The organism is Paraburkholderia sp. Ac-20347, from assembly GCF_017104805.1.
GTDB classification, from domain to species: Bacteria; Pseudomonadota; Gammaproteobacteria; order Burkholderiales; family Burkholderiaceae; genus Paraburkholderia; species Paraburkholderia tropica.
Window position 1 is genome coordinate 61,116 of the sequence record NZ_JAAGPN010000001.1, and the last position, 13,131, is coordinate 74,246.

Genomic DNA, 13,131 nt, shown 5'->3' on the forward strand with positions numbered 1-13,131 from the left:
TCAATGCGCGTCGCTCCACGTGCCGCCTAGCGCCTGAATCAATCGCACGCAGGCATCCATTCTTCGTCCTTCGATTCCCACGGCATCGCGCTCGTTCGTGAGCGCAATGGTCTGCGACGTGACCACGTCGAGATAACTGACTGCGCCCGCGTTAAAACGATTCGTCGTAAGTTGCAACGCCTGTTGCGCGGCCTGGGCGGCGCGCTGTTGCGTGACCGATTCGTCGGCGAGCGCCTGCAGCGCGGAAAGATTGTTCTCCACCTGCTCGAACGCCACGAGCACGGTTTGCCGATAATCGGCCACCGTGCCGTCGTATTGCGCGGTTGCGCCGTGCAAGGTCGCCGTACGCTTGCCGCCGTCGAACAGCGTGCCGACGAGTTGCGGCCCGATCGACCAGAACAGGCTCGGCGCGCTGAGCCACGGCGCGAAGAACGAGCTTTCGAGACCCGCCGTCGCGCTGAGCACGAGATTGGGAAAGAACGCCGCGTGCGCCGCACCGATCTGCGCATTGGCGGCCGCGACGCGACGTTCAGCAGCGGCGATATCGGGACGTCGCTCGATCAATTGCGCGGGCAGACCCGGTGGAATCGTCGGCAACGTGAACGACGCGTGCGCGACTGGCAGCGAAAATATCGACGCCGGCTCGCCGATCAGCGTGGCGATCGCGTGTTCGAGTTGCGCGCGATTGACGTCGATATCGCGAGCCTGCGTGCGCGTGCTGTCGAGTTGCGTTTGCGCCTGCGCCACCGCCGAAGCGTCGATCGCACCATTGCGCTGCTGGTTCTGCACGATACGCAGCGCGTCGGCGTAGGCCTGCACGCTCGCATCGAGCAATTGCTTTTGCGCGTCGAGCGTGCGCAAATCGAAATAGTCGACGGCGAGTTGCGCGCTCATCGCCAGCCGCACGGATTCGAGATCGGCGGCGCTCGCCTGTGCATTCGCGCTGGCGTTGGTGACTTCGTCGCGAATGCGGCCGAACACGTCGGGTTCCCACGTCGCGGAAACGCCCACGGCGTAATCGGGAATCGTCTTGCCCGCGAGCGACGAACCCTCTTTATTCGCGGACGTGCGATAGCGGTCCTGCGCAACGCCCGCAGTAATGGTCGGCAGAAAACCCGCGCGTTGATAATCGGTTAGCGCGCGCGCCTGATTCAGATTCGCGAGCGCCTTGCGCACACTTTGATTCGACACGTCGATGCGCGCTTCAAGCGTATTCAATTCCGTGTCGTTGAATACGGTCCACCACGCGCCGCGCGGCGTGGCATCGGCGGGCGTGGCGACTTGCCACGCGGACTGCTGCGCCGAAGCGTCGGATGCGCCCGCGAAATGCGTGGGAATTTCGACCTTGGGCGCCTGATACGGCGCGACTGTCGAGCACGCAGCAAGCGTGGTGATCACCGCCGCTGCGAGCGCGCGTTTGGGCAGCGTGCAAAAGCTCATGATTGCTTCGCCCCCGCGTCAGGCGTGGTCGTGGCGATGCTGACCGCTTGCCCGTTCGTGATGCTGTCGCCGGGATTGTCGATCACGCGATCGCTATCCACGAGACCTGATGTGATCTCTACGTGCGTGCCGAAATCGCGGCCCAGATGCACGAGTTTGATCTGCACCTTGCCGCTCGTATCGACGATGGCGACCGACACGCCATCGGGGCGGAACAGCAGCGCGCTCACCGGAATTTCCAGGGCGGGCGTGGCGGTCGTGAGCGCGAGATGCGCCTGCACATAGCCGCCAGGCAGCAGCGCGCCGTCGGCATTATCGACGTCGATCTCCACGCGCAAGGTACGGCTCGCGGGATCGAGCGCGCCTGCCGTGCGTGCCACGCGCGCATTGAAACGACGCCCGGGATATTGCTGCGTCGTGAGCCACGCCTGCGTCGTCGGCGTGATGCTCGCCGCGTCGTCTTGCGGCACGTCCACGAAAACACGCAAGGTCTGCGTTTGCGACAGATGGAACAACTCGTTGGTGGCGTTGGGCGTGCCCGGCGTGCCGCCCGCGGTGACGAGCGCGCCCACGTCCACATCGCGCGACGTAATCACGCCGTCGAACGGCGCGGTGACTTTTTCATACGAAACGAGTTGCGTCAGGCGCGCGACGTTCGCTTGCGCGGCGGCGAGCGCGGCTTGTTTCGTCTGCATGTCGCTGGTTTTGGCGTCGGCGTCCTGCTGCGCAACCGACTGGCTCTGCAACATCGTTTGCCAGCGGGCGGCGGTGGTTTTCGCATACACATACGCGGCCTGCGCTGAGGTTTCGTCGGCGCGGGCCGCACGCAATTGCGCGTCGAGATCGGGCGCGGCGATATCGGCGAGCACCTGGCCCGCCTTCACGTGTGTGCCGATGTCGGTGTACCAGTGCGCGATATAGCCGCTCGTGCGCGCGTAGATCGAAGCATCCGAATAAGGCGTGGCGGCGCCTGGCAGCACGAGGTCTTCGCTCGCCGGCGCGTGCTGCGGTTGCACGACCGAAACGGTGAGCGTGGTCTGCGCGGACGTTTGCGCGGCGAGCGCCTGGTTCGCACGCAGGCGCGGCACGACGCCCGCTGCGAGCAACGCAAGCGCGAGCCCGGCGAGCAAGGGCAATGCGAAGGAGCGCGAGCGGCGTTTAGTGCTGCTGCCACGTTCTTGTGAGTTGTCGGTGTCGTTCATGATCGTGAATCGAGCGAGAAATAAGGAATGTCGATTGAAGCGGCCGGGCGCGGCGTTATTGGTCGGCGTCGGCGGATTGCGCGTCGAGCGCGGCGGCTTCCTGCGCTGTCATTGCTTCGCGCGCCTCAGCGCGTGCTTTACGGCGTGCGAGCCAGCCGTGGACGATGCTGAACACCACCGGCACGAACATCAGCGTGGAGAGCGTGCCGCACGCGAGACCGCCGATCACGGCGCGGCCGAGCGGTGCGTTCTGTTCGCCGCCGTCGCCGAGTCCGAGCGCCATCGGCAACATGCCGATCAGCATCGCGAGCGCCGTCATCATGACGGGACGAAAGCGCGTGAAACCGGCCTGCACGGCGGCTTCCGCAGGCGCGAGGCCTCCGGCCAGCCGCTCGCGCGCGGCGGTGATCACGAGAATGCTGTTCGCGGTCGCAATGCCGATGCAGAGAATCGTGCCGGTGAGCGCGGGTACGCTGATCGTGGTGTTGGTGGCGAACAGCATCCACGCAATGCCCGCGAGCGAGGCGGGCAGGCCGCTCAGGATAATGAGCGGATCGAGCCACGACTGGAAGTTCACGACCATCAGCAGATAGACGAGCGCAACCGCGAACACGAGACCGCCCAGAAGCCCGGAAAACGCCTCGTGCATGGCCTGCACCTGGCCGCGAATCACGATGGACGAACCCGGCGGCAGCTTCGCTTCTTCGCTCTTCACGATGGCGGCGACGTCGTTCGCCACACTGCCCAGATCGCGGCCTTGCACCGATCCAAAAATATCGAGCACAGGCTGTACGTTGTAATGCGACACGACGGCTTGTTGCGTGCCGCGCGTAAACGTGCCGAGCGAGCCGAGCAGATTCTGCACGCGTGGCGCGCCATTGGCGGCGTTTTGCGGACCGCCGGCATCACTCGTGCTCGAACCGGTCAGCGGCAGATTCGCGAGCGCCTGCAGCGAATTCACGTCGTATTGCGGCATCATCACCATGAGCGGATAGCTCACGCCGTTCTTCGGATCGAGCCAGAAATTCGGCGTGGTTTGCGAACTGCCCGAGAGTGCGATCAGCAGGTTCTGCGCGACGTCGCGTTGCAGCAGCCCCGATTGCATGGCTTTAGTGCGGTCCACGTCGATATTGATCGCGGGTTCGTCGCCCGGTTGTTGCAGCCGCGCATCGACAAGTCCGCGCACGCCACGCAGTTTCGCGAGCAGATCGTTTGCGACGACGCGATTGGCCGCGAGTTTGTTGCCGACGATTTGAATATCGATCGGCGCGGGCAAGCCGAAGTTGAGAATCTGGCTGACGATATCGGCGGGCAGGAACGCAAAGCTCACGCCGGGAAACGCTTTCGTGAGGACGTTACGCAGTTGCGCGACATATTGCGCGGTCGGACGGTGGCCCGGTTTGAGCGACACCATCACGTCGGCGTCTTCGGTGCCGATCGGGTCCGACGAGTCATACGTGAGATTGATGCCGCTGACCGGCACGCCAATATTGTCGAGTATCGCGCCTTGTTCCGCAGGCGGAATCACGCTGCGAATGCGCGCTTCCACTTCATCGGTCAGGCGCGCGGTTTGCTCGATACGCGTGCCGGTGGGCGCGCGCAGATGCAGGCGGATTTCGCCGGTATCCACGCTCGGGAAAAAGTCGCGGCCCGTGAAGGCGAGTAGCGCGAGCGATGCAAAACAGCAGCCGAGAAAGATCGGCACGAAGCGGCGGCGTTGCGCGATGGCGCCTGCGAGCGCCGCGTGATAACGCAGACGCAATGCTTCAAAGCGCGCTTCGAATGCGGCCTGAAATTGCGTCACTTTCGCAACGAAAGCGTTTGCACGCGTTTTGCTGGTTTTATTCCCAGTCTTGCGTTCTTTAAGCAAATAGAGTGCGAGCGTCGGCACAACCGTGCGCGAAAAGAAATACGATGCGCACATCGCGAAGATCACCGCTTCCGCCATCGGCACGAACAGATAGTGCGCGACGCCGGTGAGCAGAAACATCGGCGCAAATACAATGCAGATCGACAGCGTGGAAACGAAAGTCGGCACCGCGATTTCGCCGGAGCCATTGAGAATGGCGTCGTAAAGCGGCTCGCCGTTTTCGAGGTGATGCGTGATGTTTTCGATGGCGACAGTGGCGTCGTCCACGAGTATGCCCACGGCGAGCGCGAGGCCGCCGAGCGTCATGATGTTGATGGTCTGGCCGAGCGCGGAGAGCGCGATTATTGACGTGAGCACCGCGAGCGGAATCGAGACGGCGATGATCAGCGTCGCGCGCCAGCTGCCGAGAAACAGCAGGATCATCAGCGCGGTGAGCGCGGCGGCGATCAGCGCTTCGCGGACCACGCCGCCAATCGCGGCCTTCACGAACACCGACTGGTCGCCAAGCGGCGTGATATTCAGTGCTTTCGGCAGACCCGCTGCGATATGCGGCAGCAGCGCACGCACCTGGTCGATGATCGTCAGCGTCGACGTATTGCCGGTCTTTTCGATCGTGAGCAGCGCCGCGCGCTTGCCGTCGCTACGCACGATATTGGTTTGCGGCGCGTAACCGTCGCGCACGTGAGCGACGTCGCGCACGTAAATCACGCTGCCGTTTACCGTCTTGACCGGCAGGTTGTTGAGCGCGGCGATGGTGTCGGTGCTGCCGTTCATCTGCACGTTGTATTCGCGCGCGCCGATTTTCGCGGTGCCGCCCGGCAGAATCAGATTCTGCGCGTTGATCGCATTCACCACGTCGAGCGGTGCGAGACCTTTGGCCTGCAAGGCGTGCGGATCGAGATCGACCATGATCTGACGCACCTTGCCGCCAAACGGCAGCGGCACCGACGCGCCTTGCACGGTCGCGAGCTGCGTGCGAATAAAGCTGTTGCCGAGGTCGTAAAGCTGTTGTTCGGCGAGCGTCGCGCTCGACAGGCCCAATTGCAGGATCGGCACCGTCGAGGCGTTGTAGGTGATGATATTCGGCGGCAGCGTGCCGGGCGGCAGCACGCGCAATATCGACGCCGAATTGCTCGCGGCCTGCGCGATGGCGCGATTGATGTCCGCGCCCGGATGAAAGAACACCTTGATGACCGACACGCCATTCAGCGATTGCGATTCGATGTGTTCGATATCGTCGACGTCGGACGTCAGCGCGCGTTCGTAATTCGACGTAATGCGCTGCGCCATGTCCTGCGCCGAAAAGCCGTTATACGACCAGACGATGCTGACCACCGGAATATCGATGTTCGGAAAGATATCGGTGGGAGTGCGCAGAATCGCGAGCGGTCCCGCGATCAGAATGAGAATCGCGAGAACGGCGAACGTATAAGGGCGGCGCAGGGCGAGCCGGACAATCCACATGACGAACCTGTTTGACGGTGAGCGCGCGCGGCGTGCAGAGCAACGCGCGCGCAATGCGGGCAGAAGTCCGCAGTCTGACGTCGGGGGCTTTGCCGCAGGGTGACCGTCGGATTACAAAATCGTCATGTGGCGAGGCGGATCAGACCTCGATGGTGCGCAGCGGATCGAAGACGCGGTTTTCCCAGACCAGTTCGTCGGCGCGCTGCGCCTCGCCGGCATTGAGCGGATAACCGCGCGGATTCGTCACGACGCGCGCGCCATTCGCGCGATAGTCGAATGAATCGTGCACATGGCCGTGAATCCAGAGATTCGCATAGGGCAGCAAATAACGCAGGTCGCTGAGAAAGGCGGGATTGTCGGGATGCGTGGCGAAGCGGTCGTGAATCGAATCGGGCGAAATGCCGTGATGCGTGACCACGATCGTTTTGCCCTTGAACGGCGCGGCCAGTTCGCGCGCGAGCCACGAAACCGAGCGCTGATGTTCGAGCAAGGCATCTTCAGGGCTGAACGGCGCGCGGCCGTCGAGCGTGATCGCGCTGTGATCCGAATTGGTATCGAGCGCATATTGCATGTCGCGCGCGCGATCGCCGTACAGCGCGTAATCGGTCCACAGGCAACAGCCGAGAAAACGCACGTTGCCGATCACGGTTGCGCTGCGTTCCAGAAAATGGACGTGCGTGCCTTCGGCTCGCGCGTGCAGCGCCGCCGTCACGTCGGGCCATGCGCTGCCATAGGCTTCATGGTTGCCGCAGACATAGACGACCGGCACGGGCCAGTTGGCGAAAGCGTCGAGTGCGTGAGTGCCGCGATGAATATCGCCCGCGAGCACCAGCACATCGGCGCCGGGAGCGGGCGGAAAAGGGGGCGCCTCGGCAAAGCGCGCGTCGAGCGCGTCGAGGTGCAGATCGGAGGCGATCTGAATACGCATAAGGGTCCTGCCAACGAAGCGGAGAATCGAACGCTGCGTATTATCGCGAATCCAGCCGGTCGGGTGCAGTCTGGCTTACATTCTCCGTATCGACGCGATCCGGCGTGCAAGGTACCGGTGCGTTTTCCGCGATCTGCCAGGCAACGAGTCCGGGCAGATAAAACAGCAGATCGCGCAGGCGGCGCGCCCCCGCGAGCGCGAGACAGGTGGGCGCGTCGATGCCCAACACCGAGCCGATCAGCACAAAACCGCCTTCCTGCACGCCCAGACTGCCGGGCACGAGAAACGCAATGCTGCTCGCGAGTTGAATGAGCGCTTCGAATACGAAGGCTTGTGCGAAGGTTGCGTTCACACCCAACGCGTGCAGCGCAATCCAGATTTCGAGCGCGAGACCGAGACATTGCAGCGTTTGCCAGATCACGAGGTATTGCATCACCACGGAGGTCTGGCGCCAGACCGATTTAATCGAATCGTCGATACGCCGCGAATTACCAATTAGTCCATAGACATTACCGCCCGTTACGCGATTGACGAGATTCGCCGCGCGTTCGAACGGACGCGCGTGTTGCACGAGCGCGAACAGCAGCAGGATCGGCATGAAAAGCGCAATGCCCAGCGCGAAATGCGCGGCCACGCGCGCGCCCACGCTGCTCGTTTGCGCCAGCAGATACGCGATGGCGAGCAGCGCGAAAATCACCTGGCTGATGAGCGTGAGCTGCATGTCGGTGACGAGACTCGCGACGATGGCGGCCGGGCGCACGCCCTGGCGGCCGAGCAGGCGGAACGACACCAGTTCGCCGCCGATGCGGGCGACCGGCAGCAGTCCGTTCACCGACTCGCGTATCCAGACGAGCCTGAGCATGAAGGCGAGCGTCGGGCGCTGCGCGCGCCGGATCAGCAGACGCCAGTCCCACGCATTCGCGAGCATGGGCAGCACGTGGACGAGCGCCGCGAGCACGAGGCCGAAGCCGGCCTTGCGCATCAATTCGACGATGGTTGCGGGATTGTCTCGCCAAACGAGCCAGATCGCGAAGATCAAACCGCATAGCGCGGCGACGCGACCGACGTGCTTCATATTCATTCTGGTCCAGCTTATATAAGGAAGTCCACGCGTATTCGATGCGGCCAACGGCTCATTCATCGGAGGAAAGCGTCAGCATGCCCGCGCGGTTCACGCGAAAGCGGCGGCCCCGCCACATGACATGCGAGGAAAGAAAACTGCTGAGATACACTGTGAATTGCACGATATCCCACATCGGCAGCAGCCACCAGCCTTTGGCGGATTGCGCCGTCGCGCGGTCGATGCGCCAGCGCAGCAGTTGGCGTGCCGCGAGGGCGAGCAGCAGCACGCCCGACGACGCCAGCGTGTCGCTCGACGCGAGCAGCGCCAGCAGCGCATAAGGCATCGGATGCATCAGACAGGCGCCGAGATGGCCGAGCCGGTCGGCGGCGCGGATGGTGCGGCTCCAGCGCAGTTCGTGCGTGAACAGCGCGGAAAACGTGGCCTCGGTGCAGGCGTGGCGGACGAGATGCGAGGGCACCGCGACGGTCGTGCCGATGCGGCGCGCGGCTTCACCAAGCGCGTGGTCCTCGGCAAGATGATGCGAGAACTGCGCGAGTCCGCCGATGGCGTCGAGCGTGGCGCGCGTCATGGCGATCGTCTGGCCGAAGCAGGGGCGCGCGCGGCCAATGGCGAGTCCCGTCACCACGCCGGGCAGGAAATGGTAATTGGTGGCGGCGACCGAACCGCGCGTCCAGAAACCGGGCGCGGCGACGCCGCGATAGGCACAGGTGACGATGCCCACGCCCGGCTGTTCGAGTTCGCCCGCGATTGCGCGCAGATAACCGCGATCGACGCTCACGTCGCTATCGGCGAAACACAGCACGTCGTGGCGCACATGATCGAGCATGTTGACGAGATTCGCGACCTTGCGATTAGGGCCATAAAGACGCGAATCGACCACGACTGCAATATCCGCTTCGGGAAAACGCGCGCGCAGCGCATTCACCACGTTGAGCGCTTCGTCGTTGGCGTCGTGCACGCCAAACACATGCTGCACCGGCCCCGGATAATCCTGATCGAAAAAACTCGCCAGATGATCCTCGAGTTGCCATTCCGTGCCGTGCAGCGGCTTCACCAGTGTGACGCCGGGAAAATGTGCCGGCGACGCGGCGTCGCGCCGGAAAAATCGATCGACGAGCCAGGCGGCGAACAAGGTATAGCCGACGCCGATTATCGCGAGAATGGAAAAGGCCATCGTCGCGAGCCAAGCGGCGAAATGCGCGACCGTATGCGTGGCGGATTCGTCGATGGCGATCATCGCCAGCAGCGAAACACCGACGCACGCAATGGTCAGCGCCTTGAGCGAATGGTCGTCGTGTGTGCGAGGCGTGCGCATCATGCCGCGCGCACCGAAGTGAGCGAGCGCGCGCCGCCGTCGAATCTCTCGTTCGACGGAGCCAGCCAGAACAGCGTTTTCATAGGTTGTGTGTCGCCCTGCACGGGTCCATGCCTCGACATAGTGTCGGTGAAGATGGTGACGCAGCGAAGTCAGAACTTCGGGTCGGAATAACGGGGCGCATCGTGACGGCCGGCGAATGCGCCGTGGGCATCGTCGAGTTTCGGCTCGCAAAGCAAACAATGCAAGGTGACCAGCACACGATGAGGACAATCGTGTGAAATCCACCCCATTCCATGTACGTTGCGAGCATCGCGCAGAAAACCGCGGCTCGCTGCATGACGAAACGCCGCGTGCGACATTGCGCGCACGAGCAGTGCGATCAAAACGATCGAAACCGCGGCAGCCAGATGAAAGGTAGGGTTATCGAAACGTTCGATTGGCGCGCCCAGTATCAGCACGCCGATAAAGACCATGCCCTGAATGGCGAGTGCGGCGAGTGCGGCAACCAGAATATGCGCTTGCCACTGGCGAATCGTCCAGAATTTCACGTGTGCGACTCCAGCGGTCCATACCGCGACAGGCATGAGTGGGTTTCAAATTCCATGCGGAACCATTCATTTCGATTGCGGTAAAACATGCGCCATTCAACGCGCCGCACATCGAGACTCCGCGATCGTACGAGCCACTTGCTGAAGGCTTGCTTAAGGCAACGGCGGACAGCGGCAATTCTCCTCGTCTTTATTTGACGATTCGTTACGGCGCTTGCGTGAGCGGTTTTTTTGACGCCGATTTTCATGGCGATTTTTCATCACGATGTTCGGCAATATCGTCACGGTCGGTGAGGATAACAAACCAATTACGTCGCCTGTGTGTCGGCTTTATGTCGTCTACTTTTCATGGCGAAAGATTCACACGCATCATTACGCCAGCTTTCCAATTCTTTCCTGTGCGCCGGAAAAAAAGCGGCCGCCGGTCGACGGCGGCCTTCAAGACACACGCCGGCTCGGGCGATGCCCGCCGACTTGCACGCGTCCAACAATGCAAGACGCGGAAGCTTTCCAGCAGGTTCGGTGCCTGGTTAAACAGACGAATGCAAACGAATCAGCGGATGAATGGTGGAGCGTCGATCCATGCCTACGCAACGAGGTAAGGACTGCGCCTGACGTTTGCCGGACAAAACACGCGAAATTCCACCGGTTCCGCGGTGGGTGTGTCGGCAACGATGCCGCCCGCGTGCAGCGCGTGCTGGAGCGCGGCAATCACCTGACCGTCCGGGTCCTGATCGATGGCGATATCCATGATGCCGGCGTCGATGTATTGCCGATGAACGTCGAGCATTTCGTGGCCGATCCACACCACGTCGCCCGCGAGTCCCGCTTTGCGCAGCGCCGCTTCGATGCCCGCCGAGCCATAACCGGTGTTGTAGATGCCCGCGAGCGGGCCGCGTCTTAGCGCGGCGTTCACGGCGCGATAGCAGCGGTCGTCGGCGTCTTGCGATTCGTTGGGCGAGACTTCGCAGACGAACTGCGGATGGTGTTGCGCGATCTGCTCGCGACAGCCTTCGATGCGGTCGGCGTGCGCGCGATAGTCGAGGCGAGCGGGTAACAGCAGCACGCGCCCCGGTTTAGCGAGGCGGCCGAGAAAATAGCCGGCCGTACGACCCGCGCGCCGATTGTCGATGCCCGCGAAATGCTGCCGCTCGATGCCACCGACGTCGGTGACCATCGTAACGACGGTTTCGCCGCGCGCGATCGCGGCGGCCAGCGCGGCGCGCACGTCGGGCGTGTCCTGCGCGGTGACGATGAGCGCGGCGCGCCGGTGACGCGCGTGGCCGATCGACTCAGGCAGTCGCGCTTCGTCGGCGGCGCTCAACAGCGTGCGATGCACGACGACGCGGCGATCGAGCATCTGCATCGCGCGTTGCAAGGCCTGGCGCAGGCGCTGGAAAAAAGGCAGGTCGCTGTCCGGCAGCAGCACGTCGATGTGCACGAGACCGTGTTGTGTGTCGGGCATCAGGCGCGGCACGCCAAGTTGTTTCGCGGCGGCCACGACGCGTTCGCGCGCCTGCGCCGAGACGCTGCCGCGCTCGTTGAGCACGCGGTCGACGGTCGTCGTGCTGACGCCCGCAAGCTCCGCGATCTCGACGAAGCGCGCGGTGCGCTTGCGCCAGTGCGATGGCGTTTCCTTTGCCACGTTGCATCTCCTCTTTCCCAGGCTTCGTCATGCTGCAGTGCACGCTGACCGCGCGATCGTTCCGGCTACGCTAGAAGAAAGACGAAATTTCGTCAATGTTCGCATTGAGCCGCACCGCGCGCTCACCTATGTTCGTCACATGAGCGCCGCGCAGACGACACGGCGCCGTTCCGGTCAAGGAGACAAAGGTGGCGCACAGGCAAACTGCGGAAACCATGGAGACGTGCGCCCATTCGGCGCGCGAGGCATATCGCTTGATTGGCGGTGCGGGCGAACACGCGCAGGCCGCCGGGCTCGTCAACGCGGACTGGTACAAATGCGCCGTCCCGCGCGCCACGATGAAGCAATTGATGCAGCGCAGCGACGGTCGCGCGATTCGCGACACCATGCTCTGGTACGCAGCGATCATCGCGAGCGGTGCATTGGCGGGTTACGCGTGGTATCTGCATTCGCTTTGGGCAATTCCGGCGTTTCTGCTTTACGGCACGCTCTATTGCAGTCCCGCGGATTCGCGCTGGCACGAAGCGGGGCACGGCACCGCATTCAAAACACGCTGGATGAACGACGCGCTGTATCAGGTTGCCTCGTTTCAGGTCTTTCGTCGCGCCACCGTCTGGCGCTGGAGTCACGCGCGCCACCATACGGATACGCTCGTGGTTGGCCGCGATCCGGAAATCGGCGCACAACGTCCCACCGATTGGCTCGCGCTAGCGCTCAATATCTTCGCGATCAAACACGTGGCGCACGAATTGCCGCGCATGATCAGCGCCGCGTTGGGTCGGATCGGCGCGGAAGAAGAGACCTTTATTCCCGCATCGGAATGGAAAAAGGTGACGCGCGAGGCGCGCATTTCACTGGGTATTTACGCGCTCGTGCTGGCTGCGTGCATCGGCTTTCGCTCGATCTTGCCATTGCTTTATATCGGCCTGCCGAGCCTGTATGGCGCGTGGCTCTACCTGTACTTCGGGCTCACGCAACACGCGGGCATGCCCGAGAACGTGCTCGATCATCGCCGCAATTGCCGCACGGTGAAGATGAACCCGCTCTTTCGATTTCTTTACTGGAACATGAATTATCACGTCGAACATCATATGTTTCCGATGGTGCCGTTTCATGCGCTGCCGAAACTGCACGACGTGGTGAAAGCCGATATGCCCACGCCGTATACCAGCACACTCGCGGCATATGCGGAGATCATTCCGGCGCTGGTGCGCCAGACGCGCGATCCGTCCTATGCGGTCGCGCGGCCCATTCCGGAAGCGGGCGTCGCGCAGGCATAAAGCGCAGCAACAATCATCGACACGACAATCAGGAGACGAACATGACGCAATGGATCGACGCCGCCGCGCTCGACGATATCGAAGACGAAGACGTGATGCGTTTCGATCACGCGGGCCATACCTACGCGATCTACCGCATCGGCGCTGATGTGTATGCGAGCGATGGATTGTGCACGCACGAGCAGGTGCATTTGAGCGACGGACTCGTGATGGGCCATGTGATCGAGTGCCCGAAACACAATGGCCGTTTCGACGTGCGAGACGGGCGCCCGTTGTGTGCGCCCGTGTGCGAAAAACTCCAGACGTGGCCCGCGAAAGTGGAGGGCGGGCGCATCCTGCTCGAAATCTGATG

The 13,131-nt window shown here is 62.8% G+C and carries 11 protein-coding genes; 3 read left to right on the forward strand and 8 right to left on the reverse strand.

What is annotated here, in order from left to right; genetic code table 11:
* From G3N97_RS00310 to G3N97_RS00340, 7 genes are all read right to left on the reverse strand, one after another.
* Entirely contained in the window at positions 1-1,440 is a 1,440-nt protein-coding gene (locus tag G3N97_RS00310) for an efflux transporter outer membrane subunit (RefSeq protein ID WP_205991347.1), read from the reverse strand.
* Positions 1,437-2,642 carry an efflux RND transporter periplasmic adaptor subunit gene (locus G3N97_RS00315; protein ID WP_205991348.1) on the reverse strand — a complete coding sequence of 402 codons (1,206 nt, stop codon included), beginning with the start codon at positions 2,640-2,642 and terminating at the stop codon, positions 1,437-1,439. Before G3N97_RS00315 ends, G3N97_RS00310 begins: the two co-directional genes overlap by 4 nt.
* Positions 2,643-2,697: 55 nt before the next feature.
* Entirely contained in the window at positions 2,698-5,976 is a 3,279-nt protein-coding gene (locus G3N97_RS00320; RefSeq protein ID WP_205991349.1) for an efflux RND transporter permease subunit, read from the reverse strand.
* A gap of 139 nt (positions 5,977-6,115) precedes the next feature.
* A complete protein-coding gene (locus G3N97_RS00325; protein ID WP_205991350.1) occupies positions 6,116-6,904 on the reverse strand; it encodes a metallophosphoesterase in 789 nt (262 codons plus the stop codon).
* 40 nt (positions 6,905-6,944) lie between these two features.
* Positions 6,945-7,979: a lysylphosphatidylglycerol synthase domain-containing protein gene (locus G3N97_RS00330; RefSeq protein WP_205991392.1), complete on the reverse strand. Its 1,035-nt coding sequence runs from the start codon at positions 7,977-7,979 to the stop codon at positions 6,945-6,947.
* 58 nt (positions 7,980-8,037) lie between these two features.
* Positions 8,038-9,162: a bacteriohopanetetrol glucosamine biosynthesis glycosyltransferase HpnI gene (gene hpnI, locus G3N97_RS00335; protein ID WP_241030274.1), complete on the reverse strand. Its 1,125-nt coding sequence runs from the start codon at positions 9,160-9,162 to the stop codon at positions 8,038-8,040.
* Positions 9,163-9,455: 293 nt separating this feature from the next.
* A complete protein-coding gene (locus G3N97_RS00340; RefSeq protein WP_205991351.1) occupies positions 9,456-9,854 on the reverse strand; it encodes a hypothetical protein in 399 nt (132 codons plus the stop codon).
* 38 nt (positions 9,855-9,892) lie between these two features.
* Here G3N97_RS00340 and G3N97_RS00345 point away from each other — a divergent pair, with 38 nt between their 5' ends.
* A complete protein-coding gene (locus G3N97_RS00345) occupies positions 9,893-10,456 on the forward strand; it encodes a hypothetical protein (RefSeq protein WP_205991352.1) in 564 nt (187 codons plus the stop codon).
* Here G3N97_RS00345 and G3N97_RS00350 read toward each other — a convergent pair.
* Complete coding sequence (locus G3N97_RS00350) at positions 10,441-11,499, reverse strand: LacI family DNA-binding transcriptional regulator (RefSeq protein WP_205991353.1); 1,059 nt, start codon at positions 11,497-11,499, stop codon at positions 10,441-10,443. The two genes, G3N97_RS00345 and G3N97_RS00350, sit on opposite strands and share 16 nt — an antisense overlap.
* Positions 11,500-11,714: 215 nt before the next feature.
* Here G3N97_RS00350 and G3N97_RS00355 point away from each other — a divergent pair, with 215 nt between their 5' ends.
* Positions 11,715-12,779, forward strand: a complete 1,065-nt coding sequence (locus G3N97_RS00355) for a fatty acid desaturase family protein (protein ID WP_205991394.1) — start codon at positions 11,715-11,717, stop codon at positions 12,777-12,779.
* A 41-nt stretch (positions 12,780-12,820) separates the two neighbouring features.
* On the forward strand, positions 12,821-13,129 hold the full coding sequence (locus tag G3N97_RS00360) for a non-heme iron oxygenase ferredoxin subunit (RefSeq protein ID WP_205991354.1): 309 nt from the start codon (positions 12,821-12,823) through the stop codon (positions 13,127-13,129).
* Positions 13,130-13,131: the final 2 nt, after the last annotated feature.